Source organism: Streptomyces sp. NBC_00989, from assembly GCF_045162655.1.
GTDB lineage: Bacteria > Actinomycetota > Actinomycetes > Streptomycetales > Streptomycetaceae > Streptomyces.
The window spans coordinates 9,766,068-9,786,497 of the sequence record NZ_CP108728.1 but is presented as its reverse complement, the minus strand read 5'-3'; the positions used below and the strand labels follow the sequence as shown (position 1 = coordinate 9,786,497).

Here is a 20,430-nt window from a genome sequence, read left to right as displayed (position 1 = left end):
TCCATAGCGGGCCCGTACCTGCCGGCGTACCGGCTGTCCGCTCCAGGAGGCACGATGCCCATCTCGCGCAGCACGCTCGGAACCGTCTTCGTGGGCGGAGCCCTGAGCGTCACGCTCGCTGCCCTGGCCTACCCGAGCATGCTCGGGGTGCAGAACGCGTCCAGCAATCCGTCCCGCATCATCGCCAGCACCCAGTGGGGTCCGCTCACCGAAGCCGACCGCAACTTCGTCGTCTTCGTCCGCTCCGCCGGACTATGGGAGGGCCCCTCCGGAGACCTGGCCATGAAGAAGGGCACGACCGCGGCCGTGCGCGAGGCCGGCCGGCACCTGGTCATCGGGCACGCCGCACTCGACGCCTCCTGCCGCAAGATCGCCCCCGAGCTGAACATCACCATCCCCAACCAGCCCACCCCGCAGCAGCAGGGCTTCCTGGACAAGTTCAAGTCGGACACCGGCAAGCAGTTCGACACCGACTTCGCCAACACCCTGCGCATCACCCACGGCTCGATCTTCAACACCATCGCCAAGATCCGCTCCACCACCGAGAACACCCTCGTGCGCGCGCTGGCCGACCAGGCCAACGACGTGGTCCTGGACCACATCACCCAGATGGAGAAGACCGGACTGGTCAACTTCGACCAGGTCAACTTCCAGGAGACGACCCCGCCGAAGCTGCCCGCCAGCCAGGTCACACCACCGGTGCCGCAACCGGGAGCGCCCATGGTCGCCCTCACCGTGCCCCCCGGACTGCCGACCGACGGAGTACCCACAGGCCCGGCGGACCCTGCCGCGACACCCTCCCCGTCCGCCTCCCCCACCACCGGATGACCCATCTATGTGACGCACGCCATACCCCAGCATGCAAAATTTACCCAGCGCAATGATCGGATCCTCCGACCTGTCCGTACCCCCTGGCATACGAGCCGCTCACACCTGGAGGCCGCATGCCCCTCTCCCGCAACATGGCAGGAACCGTCTTCGTGGTCGGCGCCCTGGGCCTGACCCTCAGCGCCCTCGCCTATCCCGCGATGCTCGGCGTGCAGAACACCTCCGGCAACCCCTCACGCATCATCGCCAACACCCGCTACGGCCCGCTGACCGAAGCCGACCGCGACTTCGTCGTCAAGGTCCGCGCCGCCGGACTGTGGGAGTACCCCCTGGGCGAACTGGCGCTCAAGAAGGGCTCCACGGAGGAGATGAGGGAGGCCGGCCGGCACCTGATCGTCGGGCACGCCGGCCTCGACGAGCTGTGCCGCAAGATCGCGCCCGAGCTGAACATCACCCTGCCCAACCAGGCCAGCCCTCAGCAGCAGCAGTTCGTGGCGACCTCGGCGGCCCAGTCGGGCACACAGTTCGACACGACGGCCGCCAACATCATGCGCGTCACCCACGGCCAGATCTTCCCGACCATCGCCAAGATCCGCGCCACCACCACGAACACCATGGTCCGCGCACTCGCCGACCTGGCCAACGACACCGTCCTGGACCACATCACCGTGCTGGAGAAGACCGGCGTGGTCAACTTCGACCAGGTCAACTTCCAGCAGAGCACCCCGCCCAAGCTCCCCAAGGACCAGGTCACCCCGCCCCCTCCGCAGGCCGGCGCACCCCTCGTCGCCCTCACTCCCCGCCCCGACCTGAACGTCAACACCGCCTCGCCCACCCCCAGCCCCACGGCCGGATGATCAACGATGTGTGGTAACGCCCCGCCCGGGAGACGCCAAGGCTGTGGAAGGCGCGGAGAGCCGGTAGGAGCGGACGACGGCGATCACGCTCGCGGCCACGAGGGCAATGGTCCACGGAGCCAGGTCACGCAGCGGCCCCGGCACACCGGCCCCCGTCTGCGCACCGCGCGGGGATACCCGTCCCTCGGGGTCGGACACGACTGCGAGCGCGTCTCCGGGCCGGGTGGCCGCTCCGCAGCCACGCCAGATGCGGACCTTGAGGGGGACGCCGTCGCGGTCCGCCACCGAACACAGGTAGCGGGCGTGCCCGCCTTCGGCCGCGCGGCCGTCTTCGACCGAGGTCACCACCACGGACTGCAGCTGCCCTCGTTCGGCAAGCACCACCCCGGCCGCTGCTTGCGGGGCCTGGAGCGCAAGACACACACCGAGCAGCGCGACGATGCCGATCAGTGCACGTCCGGCCCCCACGACGGACAGATATACAGTCAATGCCCCCGTACACACCAGGCCCGCCTCGCCGTCGGCCAGCGAGGGTTTCCCCGTCCAGGCCCCGAAGAGCACGGTGCCGACGATCGCCCCGGCACCGAGGCCCCCGGCCAGGAGCCCCTCCGCCACGAGCCACCAGGGTGGCCGCCCGACGAACTCCGCCGGGCCCCACACCATGGTGCGCATGTACGCCATCAGGTGAGGCTCGGACGAGGACGAGTGGTAACCCCTCAGGCGCACGCCTCTCACACCCCCGTATCTTTCCCGTCCGTCGGCGGCCGTTCATTCCGCCGCCCGGAGGAGCACCCCGCGACAGGACGACCGCACGTCGCGCGTGTTGCCGCGGCAGGACCACGCGGCTGACGTTCACAATTCCCTTGCATTATGCAAAATATTCCGGGGTCGGAAAAGTGCCGTCCGGGAATCGTGACGAGCGGTCGGGAGCCGTCAGGCGTCGTGGGCCATCACTCCGTCGACGACCCAGCCGAGAGGGTGCGGTTCAGGGTCGTCCAGTGCGGGGGCAGGAGGCTCGCCTCCGGCCTTGTTGAAGGCACCCAGGGCCTCGACGAGCGCCAGGCGCTGAATCGGGGAGAGCCGCTCGACAATGGCGACGATCTCGGAGCGGCGCCGGGCGGTGACGTCCTCGACCGTGCGCCGACCCTCCTCGGTGAGCTGCAACATCGTTTCGCGACGGTTGCCGGGATTGGTCTGCCGGTCGGCGAGACCTGCCGCGATCAGCCGGTCCACCATCCGCATCGCCGTGGACGGCGCCACCTGCAGCAGGTCGGCCAGAGTCACCAGCTTGGTGGCACCGCGAGTGGACAGCACGACCAGCATCCGGAACTGCGGCAGGGTCACCCCTTCCTCGACCTCGGCGAGCGAGCGGGCCGAGACCGCCACCAGCAGCCGGGACGCGGTCAGCACCGCCCGGGTGACCGCATCGACGTCGTCCATCGTCCCCGCGGGGTTCTCACGCTCCTGCATGCGTCCTTTCTACCTTGCCGAAGGTGGTGCCCCCTCACCTGATGGGAACAGATTTTCCTTCCCCATGACCGTGGTAGCGCAGCAGGAGCATCGCGGCGTCGTCGTGCAGCGGCCCGGCGACATGGCGCACCAGGTCCTCGCGCAGCGCCTCCAGGGCGCGGCCGGTGTCCGGTTCCTTGAGCAGGTCCGCCCTCTCGCCGAGGGGGTAGAAGGAGTCGCCCGCGTCCCGGGCCTCGGTGACCCCGTCGGTATACAAGAGCAGTTGCTCGCCGGGGGCGAAGTCCACCCGGTAGGGCTTCGGCCCTTCGGTGCCGTGGGCACCGAGTCCCAGGGGGAGGGCGTACACAGGCGGCTGCGGGAAGTCGACCGTGCCGTCCTGGCGTACGACCATGGGAGCCGGGTGACCGTAGTTGAGGAAGACGACCTCACCCTCCGCACCGATCTCGGCAAGAACCGCGGTGACGAACTTCTCGCCCTCCAGCTCCCGGGCCACACTGCGCTCCAGGCGCTCCCCCAACCCGACCAGGTCGGCTTCGTCGTGCGCCGCCTCCCGGAAGGCGCCAAGCACCACGGCAGCCGTCTCCACCGCTGCCAGCCCCTTGCCCTGCACATCCCCCACGATCACCCGGATCCCGTGCGGCGAGGCCACCATCTCGTACAGGTCACCGCCGATACGCGCCTCCGCGACCGCCGAGGTGTACGACACCGCCGCCTGTAAGGGGCCCGCAGTGCGCGGCACCGGCCGCAGCAGCACCCTCTGGGCGACCTCCGCGATCGACCGCACACTGGCCAGCTCCGCCTCCCGGCGCGAGCGTGTCACGGCCGCCGCGATACCCACCCCTGTCACGCCCGCCACCGATGCCATGGCGGTGAACCCCCGCCGCTCCTCGAAGAGCCCGTCGTACATCCCGAGCGCCACGCACACGAGCAGAGCCAGCACACCGATCAGCGTCGTACGCCGCCACCCGCCGACCAGCCCGGAGAACGCCGGTCCGAGCGAGACCAGCGGCAGGAGCCCCACCCCGGGACCGGCGACGACGTCCACCGCGGCCACCACGGCCATGGCCGCCACCGGCATCCAGGACAGCACAGCAGAACCCTGCGTCGGCTTCTGCCCGTTCATGCGTCCTCCAGAGATGTTCCAGCGCATGAGAGCCGTCTGACCGCTTGTGGCACAGACACCCCTCCCCGGATTTAGACTATGCAAAGGTTCCTGCGAGGAAGAGGCTCACGACCCAGCCTTTTACCCAATAGAGGCCGGGAGCCGACAAGTCCGACGTCGGAAGGCGAAGATGCCCCACAGACAGGCTCCACCGGAAATGCCTCAACTCCCCGTCGGCTGGCGGCGGCTCCTCGCCCGCCTGCCGATACCCCTCTTCCGCTGCGGGCTGGGGTGGATCTTCGGCGGCCGGCTGCTCCTGCTCCATCATGTGGGCCGCATCACCGGAGTCGACCGCCACGTGGTCCTGGAGGTGGTGGAGTGCGCAGCGGACGAGAGCAGCTGGACCATCGCGTCCGGCTTCGGTCCGCAGGCGGCCTGGTACCGCAATCTGCGCGCACAGCCGAAGACCCTGATCGTGGTGGGCACCCGCCATCACGCCGTCACGGCCCGCTTCCTCACACCGGACGACGGTGCCGAGGTCATGGCCCGCTACGCCCGACGCCGCCCACGGACCGCACAACGCCTCTGCGCGTTCATGGGCCTCCCGCCCGACGGCACCGATGCCGGATTCCGCGAGGCCGGCCGGAACATCCCCTTCGTACGCCTGGACGCCGGCCCAGGAAGCCGGCTGCCGTAAAGCCTGTCCGGACACCGCGCCGGTTCAACTCCAGACCAAGACCACGCCAAAGCCCTGGCGACACATTTTGCACTATGCAAAACTTGCGCTCGGGGACCGGGTCGGCGGTCGGGGTCGCCCAGCGCCCAGGAGTGATCGGCACGCTATCCGGAGTGGGGGCGACACACCGACCGCCGACAGGTCCCCCACCACTCGGCTCTCGGAGATGCGCGCACTGCGCACCCTCTCCACCGATCCGCGCGGTCCACTGCGGCCCGCGGAATGGACCCGGCCGAAAAGGAACGAGCAGGACGGGGGCCATGGCCGCTGAAGACCCAGGCCAGGGCGGAACACCGGACGAGGGGTTGGTGTTCCGCCCACCCCGCGCACCATGTGGTGTCCGATGAGGTGCTGCCGGACGGCGCACCCACCGCGAACGCCCATCCGGCCACTCCGGCCTACGCAGGCGCGCCCCCGCCGAGGCGCCGGACCGGGTGATACGCCCGTAGACACAGGGAGTTCCGCCTCCCCCTCGACGGCGATTGAACGCTCGTTTAGTATCCTGTACATGCGTTCAATCCGTGACGACCGGACCACCCGCGCAGTCATCCGTGACGAGGCCCTGCGCCTGTTCTCCGCGAGCGGATGGGAGGCGGTGACGATGCGGCAGATCGCCACAGCCGCCGACGTGTCGCCAGGGCTGGTCATGCACCACTTCGGGTCGAAGGAGGGCCTGCGAGAGGAGGTCGACCAGTACGTCCTGGACGTCTTCGAGGCCATGCTCGGTGAGCTGACAGGTGGCGGCGGGGCGGAGCTGCTCGATCCCGGGGCCGGGGCGAGTTCGCTGAGCGAGCTGTTCGCCCGGCACCTTCCCGACGACTCACCGCTGCCCAGCTACCTGCGCCGACTCCTGCTGTCCGACACGGACGCCGCGCAGCTGCTGTTCCGGCGCCTGTACGAACTGAGCAGGGCCGCGCTGGACAGTCTGGCGGCAGCGGGACTGGCCGCCCCCGGAAGGGATCCGGCGGTGCGCGCCGCCTTCCTCCTCGCCAACGATCTCGCCCTGTTCCTGCTGCGCGACCGGCTCACCGAAGTCCTGGACACGGACCCGCTGTCAGCCGACGGCATGGCCCGCTGGGCACCGGAGATGCTCAGCATCTACGCCGGCGGACTGAACGCGCCCCCACCAGAACCACAAGGAGACACCCCCCAGGGAGACCGCACATGACGCCAGGATCAACCCCCGTACCAGCACCCGCACTTCAGGCCCGCGACATCCGCAAGTCCTACGGCAAGCACCCCGTCCTGCGCGGCGCCGACCTCACCGTCACGCCCGGCCAGCTTGTCGCCGTCGTCGGGGAGAACGGCGCCGGAAAGTCGACCCTGCTGAAGATCCTGGCCGGCAGTCTGCCCGCCGACAGCGGCGAGGTGACGCTGTCCGGCGCCCTCGGCTACTGCCCGCAGGAGCCCGTCCTGAACGCGAGCCTCACCGTCGATCAGCACCTGCGCTACTTCGCCGCCGCCCACCGCCTGCCCGAACTGGACCGCGGCCGTGAACTCGTCCGCCTCCTCGGCTACGAGCAGTACGGAGCGTCCCCCGCCGGCGAACTGTCCGGCGGCACACGGCAGAAGCTCAACCTCACCCTGGCTCTCCTGCACGACCCGGACGTCCTCCTCCTCGACGAGCCGTACCAGGGCTTCGACTGGGAGACCTACCTGCGCTTCTGGGACCTGGTCGAGGACCTGCGCGCCCGTGGCAAGGCCATCGTGGTCATCACCCACCTCGTCTTCGAGCAGGAGCGCTTCGACCTGCTGGCCGACCTCACCGACGGCCGACTCACCCCGCGCACGACGTCGAGGGAGGACCACCATGTCGGCGCCTGACGCACTCCGACTTCGGCCGCTGTACGGCCAGTTCCCCACCGCCCTGCGTTTCTGCGTGCGCGACCAGACCCGCAACCGGCTCGCCGCACTGCTGCTCGTCCTCTTCGTCCCCGCCTGGTACCTGATGATGGACGCCCTGGCCGGACACACGCCACTGGACTTCAAGCTCTACGCCACCGGCCGGGTCCTGCACGTCGACGGCGGCCAGCTGACCCTGATCTCAGCCGGCCTCAACTCCGTCACGATGATCGCCGGGTTCGTCGTCTTCGACGCCGTCCGCAAGGCCCTCACCTTCGACCGCCGCCTGGTGTTCGCCGGCTACCGGCAGAGCACCCTCATCGGCGCCAAGTCCCTGTCCATCGCCGCAGTCGCCAGCGCGATCGCCCTCTACACCGCGCTCGCGATGCTTCCCTTCTGGCGTCCGGATCCCGGCGGCTGGTTCGCCGTGCTGGCCGGCTTCACCGCCATCGCACTCACCTACGGCGCGCTCGGCCTGCTCCTCGGCGTCCTGGTCAAGCACGACCTGGAAGGCTTCTTCCTCATCATCATGGGCGGGCTGATGGACACCTTCCTGCAAAACCCACTGGGCAACCCACTCGCCAACAAGCCCGTGCTGGCATGGTTCCCCTCCTTCGGGCCCATGCAGTTCGCCGTCGGCGGCTCCTTCGGCCACACCCTGCTGTGGGGTCACCTCGCGCTCGGCCTGAGCTGGGCGGCCGGGTTCGCAGCGGTCGGACTGGTGATCTTCCGGATCAGGACCCGCAACCGCACGCGCACCGGTGGCTGAGGACCGCCGTACTCCCGCCGCAGTAGCCCTGCACTCCCCTCGGAGCAACCCCAACCCGCTCCTCCCGTACGACCACCCCGACGGCCCGCCCGATCGGGCAAGCCATGACTCTCATCGAGGTCTTCGCCCTCGCGGGCGTTCTCGACCCAGCAGGACACCACAGCATTGGCCAACGCCCCATCGACGCGCCCGTGGGGCTCCGAAGACGCCCACGCCGAAGCCGTCATGGACTCCGGACGCGCTCTGCCCCAGATCCTCATCCACGAACCGGCCGCCTGGATCACCAGCGGCCGTCACCCGGTCGACTCCACCGACCCGCCCTGCCGGACCTCGCGGGCAATTACGAACCCGCAGGTCAGGGCCTTATCTCATGTCGTCCCATGAACGGGCCTTCTCCAACTCGGAAACGCGTGGGAGATTCACACAGGTCCGGCGGACTGCAGCGGGTGAATGTGGAGACTGGTAGCTGAGCCTGCATTACGGGGAACAGCGTGTGAGGGGAACGCCGCGACAGGAGCGAGAAGCGGGCGCGGAGCTGGGGAGCCCGGCGGCTGGAGTGGGTGCATTCAGCCCCGTGGGGCAAGAACAGCGGATTGTGGGACTGGAGCAGTTGTCGCCGCCTGCGTCTACGCCGTCTGCGATCCCCGGCTCGCGAGTGCCGCGCAGCCAGCGCCGGACGCCTGCTCTTGGTCCGACGGGGCACGCGGGCGGCTACGATCCGGCGCGAGCGCGGTAGCTGTGCCGCGTCGTATTGTCCTGCCTCGGAGGATTCTGGTGAGTTCCGTCACGAGCGCTGTCGGGCTCGGCGTCAGCGCGGTGGCTGTCGTCCCGCCCGCCCGCCGCGACGGCCAGGATGCGGCAATGCGTTCGCGTGGGAGTGGGCGGGATGCCTGCCGCCCACGGCAGCTGGCCCGTGTGGCGGTTCCACGCCCGGCGATGCCGTGCGATGGCCGGATACGGACGAACAAGAGCGGTCGGGTACGACCCGGTCCTAGTGTGATGGTGTGCAGAGGAACCTGGCGGTGCGATCAGCCCCCAGCGACCCGCAGGACACCGGTCGGCCGTTCGAGATCGTCCTCATGGACGGCGAGCAGAAGGTGGTCGGACGGCTGCGCTTCCGGGTCTGTTCCCCCTGCCGTACGGGCCAGATCCTGGACATCTGGGTCAGTGAGGCGCGTCAACGCCAGGGGCTGGGGCGCGAGGCCCTCTGCTGCTTGCTGACTCGCTGTCCGAACTACCGGTGGACCACTACCACGCAGTCCCGACCGGGGCGTGCGTTCCTTTTGGCAATGACCCAGGAGACGACCACGGACCTCCCACCCGGCGGTCCGCTCTGCTCCCATCTCAGGGGATGGCCGAGTCGGCTCTGGCACCACATGATGAGACGAAGCGCTTCGTTGTGACCCGGCAGGGGCAGACACACTCGAACCGCTGAGCCGATCTGCCGACGGGGCCCATAGGGACGCTTGCAACGAAGGACAGCGCTTGCACGGGTCTCGACGTGCCGAGGAGGGCTGGGGTGGGAAGGAGAAATCCGCCGCGTGACGGTGCTCGCCGTGCTGCCCTTCGCCCTGATGGCCGCAGGACGAGTCCGGGTTCCAGCGAAGGCCAGCTGACTGCCGAGCCTCCAGGTCACCCAGAACTCCCAGGCCGGTGCCAAGCCGCCGCTGAGGACAGCGCCGATCATCCCCGTCCTGCGACCACAGCGTCGCCATACAACTGGGTCAACTTCCTCCGGCCTGCCCCATCTGGCTCAGCACCTGCAGCGTCCGACCACGGAGTGACCCCTTTCTGGCCAGCGCGGCCCAGGATGCCTCGGTTGTGCAACGGACACACGAACGGGTTGGGCCCGTCGAAGGCCCGGCCGCCAGAGACGGCGGGACCCGGCACGGCAGCGTACAGAGGTACGGGACTGGGGCCGGTGCGGTGGCCTCACCGTTTTCGGGGCGGCTGAGGTCGCCGCCAAGGTAGCGCGGAGCACCGGGTTCTTGATGAGAGTCATCTGGCCCTGGCTGCTCCGGCTCGGGACGCGCCGCTGGTCAACAGACGTGGGTGCTCGTGTCGTTGCGTGGATGCGCACGAGGCCCCAGCGCCCGGAGACTGCGCCGAGACAGGGGCTGTGGGCGGTGAGCTAGGTGGCGGCTTCGCCTACGGGGGAGGCGGAGCCGTGGGGAGAGCAATGCGCACAGTCGGTTTTTGAATAGTAAGAGTGAAGGTCTCTTGCTGCGGTTGTCCTGCGCATGGCATGACTTCGCTCCCATGTTCCCCGGGACCGGAGCAGTACGAATGGCCGACTGGGGAGGAGGGCGGCATCAAATCTTCGTAAAGATTGCCAGGATCAGGCAATGTTCCGTACGGCGTGGACGTGTGAGCATGCCGGTGCAACGACGAGTGGCAACGGGGAGAGGCGGTGACTGGGAATGACCTGGTTTCTGGGGCTCGGCATCGCGGGGGTCGTCCTCCTTGTCCTGTCGCTGGTCCTCGACGGAGTCCTTGAGGGGCTCTTCGACGGCGTCGGCGTTCTGGAGGGTCTCTTTGACGGCCTGTTGTCGCTGCCGGTCATCGCCGGGTTCGTGTCGATGCTCGGCTTCTCCGGCGCGATCGTCATGGGCACCACCGATCTGGGCGCCGTCGGCGCCACTGCGGTCGGGGTGCCTGCCGGAGTCGCCACGGGCTGGCTCGCCTATCGCCTCAGCCGCGCGCTGATGGACGACCGGTCCGGCGCCGCCCCACGCAACGACGACCTGATCGGCGCCCCGGGGTCCGTGGTGACCGCCATCCCGGCCGACGGCTTTGGCGAGGTGCTGGTTCACCTGGCCGGGCAGCCGGTCAAGCTCGCGGCGAAGAGCCCGGTCCCTGTGGCACGCGGCGCGGAGATCTGGGTGCAGGAGACGCTGTCGCACACGGCAGTCTCCGTCCGTCCGGTGGAACGCTGACCGGCCGCTCCGCTCACCCCGCCCGGCACCGCCCCCGTCGATTCCTACCCGCCCTTTCTCGTCCACATGACCCGTATCGATCTGCCGTCCCCCGGGAGGGCTGAGGGGAAAACACCATGAGCTCGGTTGTCATCGCCGTAATAGGAGTCGTCGTACTCCTCGTCCTGCTCGCGCTGGTCGTCATCACGCGTTACAAGGTCGCCGGCCCGAGCGAGGCGTTCATCGTCACCGGGCGGCGCGGCAAGAAGGCCACCGACCCGGAGACCGGCCGGGTCTTCACCGACAACAGCGGCCAGAAGGTCGTGGTCGGGGGCGGCGTGTTCGTCGTGCCGTTCGTGCAGCAGAAGTTCAGCCTCGACCTGTCCTCGCGGCACATCCCGGTCGCGGTACGCGGTGCGGTCACCCTGCGCGGAGTGAAAGCGCACCTCGAAGGTGTCGCCATCGTCAAGGTCGGCGGCAGCGAGGACTCCATCCGGGCCGCGGCCCAGCGGTTTTTGATGCAGCAGAACGGCATCGTCGGCTTCACCCAGGAAGTCCTCTCCGGCGCGCTGCGCTCCATCGTGGGCCGCATGTCGGTGGAGGACATCATCCGCGACCGAGCCGCGTTCGCCGGTCAGGTCGCCGAGGAGGCCGAGGCCAGCCTGTCCGGGCAGGGCCTGGTACTGGACGCCTTCCAGATCCAGGACATCACCACCGAGGGCTCCTACCTGGAAGACCTGGGCCGGCCGGAAGCCGCGCGGGCCAAGCAGGAAGCCGACATCGCCGAGGCCGTGGCCCGGCGTGCTTCCGAGCAGGCCCGGCTGAAGGCCGAGGAGGAGATCGCGATTGCGCAGCGGACGTTTGCGCTGAAGCAGGCGGAGATCAAGGCCGAGACGGACCAGGCCGCCGCCCAGGCAAATGCCGCGGGGCCGCTCGCCGAGGCGGCCAGGCAGCAGGACGTGCTGAGTGAGCAGGAGAAGGTTGCGGAGCGTCAGGCGGCGCTGACCGACCGCGAGTTGGACACCAAGGTCCGCAAGCCCGCGGACGCGGCCCGCTACCAGGCCGAGCAGGAGGCCGAGGCCCGCCGTATCGGCTTGGTCAAGCAGGCCGAGGCGGACGCCCAGCGGTCCCGGCTGACCGGTGAGGGTGAGAAGGCGCACCGCGCCGCGCTCGCCGACGCCGTCCGTATCGAGGGCGAGGCGGAGGCCGCCGCGATCGGCGCGAAGGGTGCCGCCGAGGCCGAGGCCATGCGTAAGAAGGCCGATGCCTTCAGCCAGTACGGCGACGCGGCCATGCTGCAGATGCTCGTCGAGGTACTGCCGCAGGTCGTCGCCAAGGCATCCGAGCCGCTGAGCGCCATCGACAAGATGACGGTCATCTCCACAGACGGCGCGAGCCAGCTCTCACGCACCGTCGCGGACAACGTCGCCCAGGGCGTCGAACTCCTCAACTCCACCACGGGAGTCGACCTCGCCGAACTCCTGAAGGGCATCACCGCCGGCAAGGGGTCCGTCCAAGCTCCCTCGGCCCCGGCGCCCGCCGAAGCCAACGGGAAGATCGAAATCGCCGGCTGACCCTCTTCGGTTCCTACCAGCACAGAGCCCGGGCAGGGAGCGCGCTGCCCGGGCTCCCGCACACGCGACTCTCCAGTGGGTGCGCAAGAAGGTGCACGTCCGTCAGCCGCCTGTGTGTACCTCTGGCTATGTACGTGAGTGGGGGAGGCGTTTGTTGGTGGGTGCGGGAGGCGGGTTGGTGTCGTGAGGGGTGATGTTCCCTAGTTTTGGGCTCTGGCACAGATCTTGGATGCTGTTGGTGATCTTCATCCGGAGAGGTGAATCGTTCGGGTGCTGCTCCTACTGCGCTGGGGGTTGTGCTCCGCTGGTGGGAGCGGGGCGGCTTCGGCGGTCGAAGGGGGACCGCGATGGCTATGGGCGTGAGTTCGGGGCGGGTGATCCCGGCGTTGACGGTGCGGGTGGCGCGGGCGAGTAACCCGCGGGGCACGGCGGCGATGTGGGTACGCGACCGGCTCGACGAGCTCTTCACGGACGATGACTTCGCCGACTGGTACCCGGGCAACGGCCGACGGGGGCTGTCGCCGGCCCGTCTGGCCATGGTTTCGGTGTTGCAGTATGCGGAGAATCTCACTGATCGGCAGGCAGCCGAGGCGGTCCGCTGCAGGCTGGACTGGAAGTACTGCCTGAGCATGGAGTTGGACGACCCGGGGTTCGATCATTCGGTGCTCAGCGAGTTTCGGGACCGGATGGCCCAGGGCGATCGGGCGGATCGCCTCCTGGCGGTGGTGGTCGACCGGCTGGTGGCCGCCGGTCTGGTGGGGCGGCGCGGCCGAGTTCGGACCGACTCGACGCATGTGCTGGCCGCCGTGCGCACGCTGAACCGAGTCGAGTTGGTCGGTGAGACGATGCGCAGCGGGCTGGAGGAACTCAGCGAGGCCGGTGAGGACTGGCTTGCACCGCTGGTCACCGCGGACTGGGCGCGACGTTATGGACGGCCGGTGCGCTACGAGCGGCTACCGCGCAGCGCGGAGGACCGCCTGGAGTACGCCCTTCAGGTTGGTGCAGACGGCGTCCAGCTGTTGAGCGCCGTGTACGGCGATGATGCGCCACACCGGCTGCGGGAATTGCCAGCGGTGCAGGTCCTGAGGCAGGTGTGGTTACAGCAGTATTGGTTCGACGAAGAGGGGCAACTGCGCTGGCGTGAGCCGAAGTCCACACATGACCGGCGGTCCAGGCGGGAGACTCCACGCCGCTCTACCGTCGCGGAGGCCCAGGGGCGGCCGGATCCCGCGGTCGCGCGGGTGCCATGGGCCAGCGTGGAGATCATTACCCCGCATGACGCCGAGGCCCGCTTCAGCCGGAAGGTCGTCTCATCCGGGGCCCGATCGTGGATCGGCTACCGCGATCACCAGACGGAGACGTGTGACGGCACCGGCCCGAACGTGATCGTCCAGGTTGTCACGGCTCCCGCGCCGGAGCAGGACATCGATGCTCTCCCGCGGATCCATGAGGGCCTGGCGGCCGGCGGGTTCCGCCCCGTGGAGCATCTGGTCGACGGAGGTTACATCAGTCCCTCTACCATTCACACGGCGCTCACCGGATACGGAATCAGGCTCACCGGACCCATTCGCACGGTGTCCAGCAATCGAGAGCATCCCGGCTTCGACAAACGCGACTTCCGCCCCAACTGGGAGCAGCACACCCTCACCTGCCCGCGCGGCGAAACCAGCTCTCCCTGGAATGAGACCTATCTGGACGGCCGTCCGCAGTACTCGGTGCGCTTCCCGACGGCTGTCTGCCGAGCCTGCGAGGACCGCGCATTGTGCACAGGCAACACGGTCAACAGAGGCCGACACGTCATGCTCCTTCCGCGCCCCCTGGAGGAGATCCAGAATCAGGCGCGCCAGGAGCAGGAGACGAGCGCCTGGCGCGAGCGATATGCGATGCGGGCCGGCTGCGAGGCCACGGTCTCCGAGACCGTCCATGCTCACGGCCTGCGCAACTGCCGCTACCGGGGAATCGCCAAGACGCATGTGCAACACGTTCTGACCGCCGTCGGAACCAACATCATCAGGCTCAGCGACTGCTTCCCACCCGGCGCTGCACCGTCACGACCAACCCGACCCACCAGCCCATTCCAACTCCTCTGCCGAAAGCTGATGTTCAGCACCACACGCGATCGGTGAAGATCACCAACAGCATCGATCTTGGGGAGCGGTCGCGGAGGGCCACTGCGGTGTTCGACTGACGGTCTTTTCGTAGGTCGCCTCTCGCCCCTCGTACTGTGATTCGCCGAGTCCCTTTCACCCCCGGCGGCACAGAGCGGGGAAGCTGGCTGACCGTGGCGGTCAACGCGTCTTCCCCACCCGTCCCGCCGATAAATCCTGGGCCGCACTGCAACAGGAAATGCTTCGTTGTCTCGCGAGATTCAGGGAAGAGGTGCCCCACAAGTCCCGCGTCTCCTGCACGGCTTGTGACTGTGCGCCCCTACGCGCTGCTGCGCGCCCCAGACACGGTTCCGCGGAATCCCCACTACCGGCTGAAGCTTGGACGGAATACCGGGCTGTATCCCGGAACGACCGTCCGTGGAGGAGGGCTTATGTCGTCCAGTTCAGCCGGGGGATCGACTTCAGGCGAGGATCCTAGTAGCGACCCGGCTCCAGGGCCTACCCCTGGTCCCGCTGGAAACCCATCCCCGGAGCCAGGCCCCGATGACGGAAGCCCAAATAGGCCCACGCCACAGGTCGGTCGCCGTCGCTTCGAACACATTCACGCATGGGTCAGCAGTCTGGCCGCCTTGACGGCACTCGCCTTTTCCCTCTACAACTTCATCTCCGTTCAGCGGCAACCCGATACGGACGTAACACTCCCGCATATCGTCCGAATATCCCAGGGTGCGGACGTGTGGTTCTACCTCCAACCGACCTTGTCCACCAGAGTTGAGAGCACGCAAGCCGAAGTGATCCCTCGGGTCGACCTTCGGATGTACCCATCGAACCTTGGAAGTCGGAAACCTACCTTTTTCTGGGATGAGAGTGGCGCCTTCACCTACGACCCTACTCAAAAAACTCTCAATTATGACTGGAAGGCCGACCCCAGCCCGCTTTTGGTCAGCCGAGATAAACCGCAGCAGCCGCTAATGCTATTTACGGCCACCAGCTGGAACTTTAGCGCGGGTAACTATGAGGGGCGATTGACGTTGCATCGCGAGGGCAGCAACAAGCCACTCACCGCAGATTTCTGCCTGACGCTATCAACTTCGGCCATTAATTCTCTTCGTTCTCATGGCCAGAATTCCTGGATCGGTTTTCGCGATGACGTTCCCGAGGCGCGTGCCAAGGGCTGCTACATCCTGACGTGACGGGCACTCGCGGAGGATCACTGAAGTAAGATCATTTTGCGGAGGAGTTCGAATCCGGCACACCCGTACAGCTGCCTCTTGATCTTTTTCACGCGTGTCACGGCGCCCTCGGTGCCGCCGGAGCTCCAGTGCAGGGTCAGTCCGGCGATCACGGCTTCGAGGTCGGAAGTCAGTCCGCTGGCGAACCCAGTGATCCCGGGCAGCTGTGCGTCGCGGGCGGTGTTGATCCAGTCCGGAAGGTCGCCGCCGGTGCGCAGGGCGAGCATCTGGGCGAAACCCCGTACGAGTTCATGGGTTTGCTCCAGCTCCGGGCAGGCGTCAAGCACCGCCTTGAGCTGCCGGATCTCGTCTTCGGCGAGCGTGTCGGGGTGCCGGGTGATCCAGCCGACGACAGCCCGGACCGAGGGCACCGCGGCGGCCGGGGCGGGAACCGCGTCCGGTGACCATGTCCTGCCAGCGGGCGGCGCGCGCATACCGCTGGACGGTGTGCCGGCCCCAGCCCAGGTGGCGAGCGATGGCCCGCAACCCCACCCCTTCGCTCACCAGGCCGTGGACCAGAGCATGATGGGCACGCATCCGCTCGGCCCGACGGCCGGACGGCACCGCGGTCTCGGGCAGCTCGGCCTCGCTGTGGTCGACCCCCGAATCTGGGGCCGCGTAGTTGCCCGACGGTGGCGCGACGGTGCGTAGGCAGTCGCGATGCGCTGCGACCACCTTCTCGACGGCCTGGCCGAGGTTCTGGAGCAAGTGAAACCGGTCCGCCACTTGCAGCGCGCCGGGGGCGCCGAGAGCTGCGCCTTCGGCGTACGCCCCCGCACGGTCCCTGCAGATCACATCCACTCCTGGATGCGCGCGCAGCCAGGCCGCCAGCGGTGCTGCTTCGCGGCCTGGCAGGACATCGATGGGGTGGTGGCGTTCTGGCGTTCGCCGTCCGTGATCACGGTGGCGTACGCGTGACCGCGGCGGGTGGCGAAATCGTCGACCCCGACCACCCGCGGCGTAGCAAACTGGGGATCCGGCAAGGCCATCACCCGGCGCAGCAGCGTCATCCACCCAGCACCGAGACCGAGTTGGGCGGCCAGTCTCGCGCCGGCTCGTCCGGCGAGCGCGAGCCCGATACGCTCCAGGACGCGGTCGAGCCGGGTGGTGAATCGCGCGTGCGGACAGGTCAGCCTCTCGAACGGCTCGGCGAACGTGCGACGCGGACAGGCCGTCGCACCACAGACGAAGCGCCGGACCTTCAGCAGGATCACGACACGCTGCTCACCGAGCGGGAGGTCCCGCAGCCTGCGCTGGTAAGAGCCGTGCATGCGCTCTGAGTAGTGGCCGCAGTCCGGGCAGGTCGCACCGGCCCTGCGGCCTCTGGCCACGATGTCGACCGCGCCGAAGGCAACGGTGACCTCCTCGACGGACACCTCATCGATCCCGTCGAACACCAGCGTCTCCCACAACGATGCGTCGGGCTGCATGACCGGCACCGTCAGGGGTGAGTGGCGTGAAATGCGGGGATCTGCATCTAGTTGACGGAGCGTCAGTGACTGCTGTTCGGCGGCACTGCGCACGCGGTCTCACGAGAGCGCCCCGCGGGATTCGAACGGCGCGGTGACGCTCTGCAACAGCTGTCCAAGGTCTGTGCCAGAGCCCAAATCTCACCGATATTTACGGGCTCTCAGGCCCCCGACCGCCATCCGAAGTCACCAACAAACGCCTCCCGCTGACACCTACACAGCCAGTGGGCATGGCCGAACTGCGCGGATGGCAGGACGACACTCCCGCTGTCGTCCCCTGGATCGACGACCGCCCGCTATGGCCAGGGCACCCCTACGACACCGTCAACCTCAACAGCAAAGAGAACCGGGACTACTTCACGGTCCTGGTCGGCGAGGCGACCGCCGGTGCATGACACAGGCTGGGCCGAAGCACCCGGAATCAGGGGCTCAGACGCCGCGATGCCCGCATCAGCAGACGGATGACGGTGTAGGCGAGTGCGAGCGAGACAATCAAGCCAGCAACGGCCAGCACCGCGTACAGGAGGCCCTCAATCTCGGAGCGGCGCAGCAGCACCGCCCCGGCGACGCTGAGGATCCAGGCCAGCGTGATCACGAGCGAAGCCGCCGCCACCACCGGGAGACCACGCGGACCCGGGGCATCGGGGTTCACCTCACCGTCCAAGCTGCCGCGTTCGGACGCGCCCAGCAGTACGAGCAGCCAGTACCCGATGATCACGACAAGCGCGGCGGTAAAGGTGACCGCGGGAAAGCTGGTCATGGCGTCGGTGAACTCCTGCATGGGGACTCCCCAATCGTCCACGGTGAAGGAAGGGGAGCAGTGCCGGCATCCCGTAGCCCGGTAGCGGTGCTTCCCCTCGCTGCGGCCCAGAACATCCTCGCAGCGCCACCCACTCCGCCGCACGTCCCTGAGCATGCAATGTTGTGAGGTCGTTCCATGCTGGGCATGTTCACCCGCTCGGCACCGCACCGGCCTCGTCGACCGATCGCATCGGGAAATGCCCCTGCCCTGACCTACAGAACCTTTAGAAACGGCTACACCACGGCACGCTGGGCGGTGAGTTCGGGATAGGGGCGGGCGTCGTTGGGATCAAGGGGGCAAGTTCAGCCGAAGCGGCAACCCCTTTCAGTCAATGCATGCACATGCCATGCATTTGCCGGATCTTGACCCTAGCGTGGCGGACGTTCGTGGCACCTGGTGATCGCCGGTGCCATGTTGCCTATTCGCGAAGGGAAAATTGTGAGATCCGTTCTCAGAACGACCCTGATGGCTCTGACGCTCGCCCTGTTGCCGGCTCAGGCCATTGCCGCAACGCCGCACAGCCAGACCTCCGCTTCGCCTGAGCGTGCTTCCGCAGCGGCTGAACTGCCGCATCCGGAGCCACAGAAGGCAAGGCGGCCCGCGGCAAGCGCAGAACTGGCCAGTGGCGACAGCTCGTGCGAAAAGGTGCGCTCCCGGATCGACGCGCTCGCGGCGGAAGGGCAGAAGACGGTCGCGTGTGTCGCACCCGCGCCGGCACATGAGCCCGTTGCCCCTGAGGCCGACGCTTCCACGGATTCCGCGCTCGCCGACCGGGAACCGGTACCCGTTCCCGACTGGTGCTACGACGTCTCCGACGGCGACGGCACCTGGTACTTCACCCGCTCGGAAGCCTGCTCGATCGACACCCTGTCCGTTGACGTCATCAACATTCCGACTGGCGAACTCACCGGACAGATCTACTACCAGACGAACGAATTCGTCTACACCGCGGACGACTCGCCCACGTGGGGCCATCAGGTGACCATCCGGATGTACGACGGCTGGGGACAGGTCAGCGGCACCACGGTGCAGGGCGATGCCATCTGCGACGGGCCGTGTACCTTGCCGGCCACCGACATCGATTTCCCTGCGCAGTCCGTCTCGGTGGGCAGCGCCCCCTGGGGTGAGGCCCTGCCCACCAGCACGGCCACTGCGGCCGGCGCCATTGGGGAGGCGAAGTCCACCATGTACTGGGAGTTCGACAACCCGTCGTGGACCGAAGGAACCGGGCTCATCGGCTCCCAGGTGGTGGTGCCCGTGCGCTGCGACAACGACACCAAGGGCATAACCACGCCCGGATGCGTCTTCAAGGACTACGCGCCGGTCAACGTCGTCAGCCTCAGCGGCCTCTATCCCAACTACGCCCGGCACATCCAGGACGCTCAGGAGTCAGGGCTTCCCGGCGCTTACCCCGACGGTCAGCCCCTGACCAGGCAGACCGACGACGCCGCAATCACGACCAACCGAGGGACAGCCTGCCCTCGGGCGTCGTCCAGCGGAGGCTATCCGCGTCCCACCGGATACAGCTGCGACGAGTACCCCTTTGCCTCCAGCCACGAGGGCGCCGCCAGCAACCCACTGCTCGGCCGGACCTTCGACTGGTGCCAGATCAGCACACTCACGAGCCGCACCGGCCCCGGCTGGAGCGCCTGCATGATCCCCGCCGAGGAAAATACCGCCGCCGGGCGCGACGACCTGCGCGTTTTCTACAACGAGAACCGCGTCCTGGAGGACGACGCGTTCTACGTGTGGATCGTCCAGTAACAGCCCCTAGCATGGCCACATGACGGAGCCAGCACCCACCGTGGCCTCCAGCCCGGTCCACGTTGACTACCACACGTTCGAGCTGACCGACTCGGACAAACGCATCCCCATGGGGTTCGACACGTCGAACGGGTTGGTCTTCTCCCGGCCCGGGCAGGTTGTCATCTGCACCGGCATCAGCACGGGCCCCGTGAACGTCAGTGTCCAGGTGTGTCGGCATCCTCCAGCACAGGTGGATGCCGACGTGTGGGACGAGATCCTCGACCACAGCGTCGCAACAGCGACCGGGGCCCTGCGCGTCACGAGCGTAATGACCGACGCTCCGGATCTGCCCCTCCTTACGCCGCAGGGGCCGGGTACGTACCGCGTCCGGGTTCAGGCGCGGGGCCGCGACAACGCCCCCGACGGTGTTGCCGACGACCCCGTCGAGGATTATCTGCTCATCGTCTGGCCAGCAGAGTCTCAGCCAGACGAGATCCACAAGCAGACAGACCGCTACGGCGCCGAACTACGAGCCCGGCCAAGCAGACCGGCACCCCCGCTGTCCGCAGGCGATGCCGAAGACGATCGGCGGCGGCGCACACGCGAACGGCTCCACCACCGTCGCACACCGTAGGCCCCCCTTCCTTCGAAGGAGCCGCGCTCGTTGCCAGTGATGGGATCAAGCTCCGGCAAGGCTCACGTGTGTTTGCCCTGACGGACTTCGACAATGGGCAGCGTGGTGACGGTGGCAGGAAGGACTCCAGCAAAGCGCAACTCCCAAGGAGAACTTGCAGCACATGCTCGCGTTCATCTTGCTGACCGAGGATGAACGTGCTCCGTCGGCCAGCACTTCGCCCCGCTGGCCCGGCTCGTAGTCCTGAGGGGACTGGGTATCCACCGCGTGCGTCGCGCCTTCCGCTCGGACACAGATGCTCGTGTCGCCACGCGCCACGACCCAGCCTGTGAGGTGATCGGCCCTG

Annotated in this window: 20 protein-coding genes and 1 pseudogene; 14 read left to right on the top strand and 7 right to left on the bottom strand. The window is 67.9% G+C overall.

What is annotated here, in order from left to right; all coding sequences use genetic code 11:
- The first annotated feature begins 54 nt into the window (after nucleotides 1-54).
- Both OG714_RS43980 and OG714_RS43975 read left to right on the top strand, forming a co-directional pair.
- A complete protein-coding gene (locus OG714_RS43980) occupies nucleotides 55-828 on the top strand; it encodes a DUF4142 domain-containing protein (protein WP_406129610.1) in 774 nt (257 codons plus the stop codon).
- 116 nt (nucleotides 829-944) lie between these two features.
- Nucleotides 945-1,685, top strand: a complete 741-nt coding sequence (locus OG714_RS43975) for a DUF4142 domain-containing protein (protein WP_406129608.1) — start codon at nucleotides 945-947, stop codon at nucleotides 1,683-1,685.
- On the opposite strand, the gene OG714_RS43970 is transcribed toward OG714_RS43975, so the two are convergent.
- The 3 genes from OG714_RS43970 to OG714_RS43960 all read right to left on the bottom strand — a co-directional run bounded on the left by OG714_RS43970 (nucleotide 1,686) and on the right by OG714_RS43960 (nucleotide 4,278).
- Entirely contained in the window at nucleotides 1,686-2,366 is a 681-nt protein-coding gene (locus tag OG714_RS43970; protein ID WP_406129606.1) for a hypothetical protein, read from the bottom strand. It lies immediately after the preceding gene.
- Between the two features lie 252 nt (nucleotides 2,367-2,618).
- Entirely contained in the window at nucleotides 2,619-3,155 is a 537-nt protein-coding gene (locus OG714_RS43965; RefSeq protein WP_406129605.1) for a MarR family winged helix-turn-helix transcriptional regulator, read from the bottom strand.
- Nucleotides 3,156-3,189: 34 nt separating this feature from the next.
- Complete coding sequence (locus OG714_RS43960) at nucleotides 3,190-4,278, bottom strand: PP2C family protein-serine/threonine phosphatase (protein ID WP_406129603.1); 1,089 nt, start codon at nucleotides 4,276-4,278, stop codon at nucleotides 3,190-3,192.
- A 169-nt stretch (nucleotides 4,279-4,447) separates the two neighbouring features.
- Between OG714_RS43960 and OG714_RS43955 the strand changes: the two genes are divergently transcribed.
- From OG714_RS43955 to OG714_RS43915, 9 genes are all read left to right on the top strand, one after another.
- Nucleotides 4,448-4,954 carry a nitroreductase family deazaflavin-dependent oxidoreductase gene (locus tag OG714_RS43955; protein WP_406129602.1) on the top strand — a complete coding sequence of 169 codons (507 nt, stop codon included), beginning with the start codon at nucleotides 4,448-4,450 and terminating at the stop codon, nucleotides 4,952-4,954.
- A gap of 547 nt (nucleotides 4,955-5,501) precedes the next feature.
- Complete coding sequence (locus tag OG714_RS43950; protein ID WP_406129600.1) at nucleotides 5,502-6,161, top strand: TetR/AcrR family transcriptional regulator; 660 nt, start codon at nucleotides 5,502-5,504, stop codon at nucleotides 6,159-6,161.
- A complete protein-coding gene (locus tag OG714_RS43945; RefSeq protein ID WP_406129598.1) occupies nucleotides 6,158-6,817 on the top strand; it encodes an ABC transporter ATP-binding protein in 660 nt (219 codons plus the stop codon). Before OG714_RS43950 ends, OG714_RS43945 begins: the two co-directional genes overlap by 4 nt.
- Nucleotides 6,804-7,604: a hypothetical protein gene (locus OG714_RS43940; protein WP_406129596.1), complete on the top strand. Its 801-nt coding sequence runs from the start codon at nucleotides 6,804-6,806 to the stop codon at nucleotides 7,602-7,604. Before OG714_RS43945 ends, OG714_RS43940 begins: the two co-directional genes overlap by 14 nt.
- A 1,079-nt stretch (nucleotides 7,605-8,683) precedes the next feature.
- Complete coding sequence (locus OG714_RS43935) at nucleotides 8,684-9,007, top strand: GNAT family N-acetyltransferase (protein WP_406132152.1); 324 nt, start codon at nucleotides 8,684-8,686, stop codon at nucleotides 9,005-9,007.
- A 1,017-nt stretch (nucleotides 9,008-10,024) separates the two neighbouring features.
- Complete coding sequence (locus tag OG714_RS43930) at nucleotides 10,025-10,540, top strand: hypothetical protein (RefSeq protein ID WP_406129594.1); 516 nt, start codon at nucleotides 10,025-10,027, stop codon at nucleotides 10,538-10,540.
- Nucleotides 10,541-10,656: 116 nt separating this feature from the next.
- On the top strand, nucleotides 10,657-12,093 hold the full coding sequence (locus OG714_RS43925) for a flotillin family protein (protein ID WP_406129592.1): 1,437 nt from the start codon (nucleotides 10,657-10,659) through the stop codon (nucleotides 12,091-12,093).
- 347 nt (nucleotides 12,094-12,440) lie between these two features.
- A complete protein-coding gene (locus OG714_RS43920; protein WP_406129590.1) occupies nucleotides 12,441-14,219 on the top strand; it encodes an IS1182 family transposase in 1,779 nt (592 codons plus the stop codon).
- A 611-nt stretch (nucleotides 14,220-14,830) separates the two neighbouring features.
- Nucleotides 14,831-15,394 carry a hypothetical protein gene (locus tag OG714_RS43915; protein ID WP_406129589.1) on the top strand — a complete coding sequence of 188 codons (564 nt, stop codon included), beginning with the start codon at nucleotides 14,831-14,833 and terminating at the stop codon, nucleotides 15,392-15,394.
- Between the two features lie 17 nt (nucleotides 15,395-15,411).
- On the opposite strand, the gene OG714_RS43910 is transcribed toward OG714_RS43915, so the two are convergent.
- The 3 genes and pseudogenes from OG714_RS43910 to OG714_RS43900 all read right to left on the bottom strand — a co-directional run bounded on the left by OG714_RS43910 (nucleotide 15,412) and on the right by OG714_RS43900 (nucleotide 16,863).
- Nucleotides 15,412-15,867, bottom strand: coding sequence for a transposase (locus OG714_RS43910; protein ID WP_406129587.1), 456 nt, complete (start codon nucleotides 15,865-15,867; stop codon nucleotides 15,412-15,414).
- A 283-nt stretch (nucleotides 15,868-16,150) separates the two neighbouring features.
- A pseudogene (locus OG714_RS43905) lies at nucleotides 16,151-16,252 on the bottom strand (hypothetical protein); the annotation flags it as partial.
- Nucleotides 16,225-16,863 (bottom strand): transposase family protein, encoded by a 639-nt coding sequence (locus OG714_RS43900; RefSeq protein ID WP_406129585.1) that lies wholly within the window; start codon nucleotides 16,861-16,863, stop codon nucleotides 16,225-16,227. The pseudogene OG714_RS43905 and the gene OG714_RS43900, both read right to left, overlap by 28 nt.
- A 269-nt stretch (nucleotides 16,864-17,132) precedes the next feature.
- On the opposite strand from OG714_RS43900, the gene OG714_RS43895 reads away from it, so the two are divergent.
- Entirely contained in the window at nucleotides 17,133-17,297 is a 165-nt protein-coding gene (locus OG714_RS43895; protein WP_406129583.1) for a hypothetical protein, read from the top strand.
- 26 nt (nucleotides 17,298-17,323) lie between these two features.
- Here the strand turns inward: OG714_RS43895 and OG714_RS43890 are convergent, their stop codons facing one another.
- Nucleotides 17,324-17,683, bottom strand: a complete 360-nt coding sequence (locus OG714_RS43890) for a hypothetical protein (protein ID WP_328934984.1) — start codon at nucleotides 17,681-17,683, stop codon at nucleotides 17,324-17,326.
- Nucleotides 17,684-18,169: 486 nt separating this feature from the next.
- On the opposite strand from OG714_RS43890, the gene OG714_RS43885 reads away from it, so the two are divergent.
- Entirely contained in the window at nucleotides 18,170-19,468 is a 1,299-nt protein-coding gene (locus tag OG714_RS43885; protein ID WP_406129581.1) for a hypothetical protein, read from the top strand.
- Between the two features lie 19 nt (nucleotides 19,469-19,487).
- Nucleotides 19,488-20,084, top strand: a complete 597-nt coding sequence (locus tag OG714_RS43880) for a hypothetical protein (protein ID WP_406129579.1) — start codon at nucleotides 19,488-19,490, stop codon at nucleotides 20,082-20,084.
- The last annotated feature ends 346 nt before the right edge of the window (nucleotides 20,085-20,430 follow it).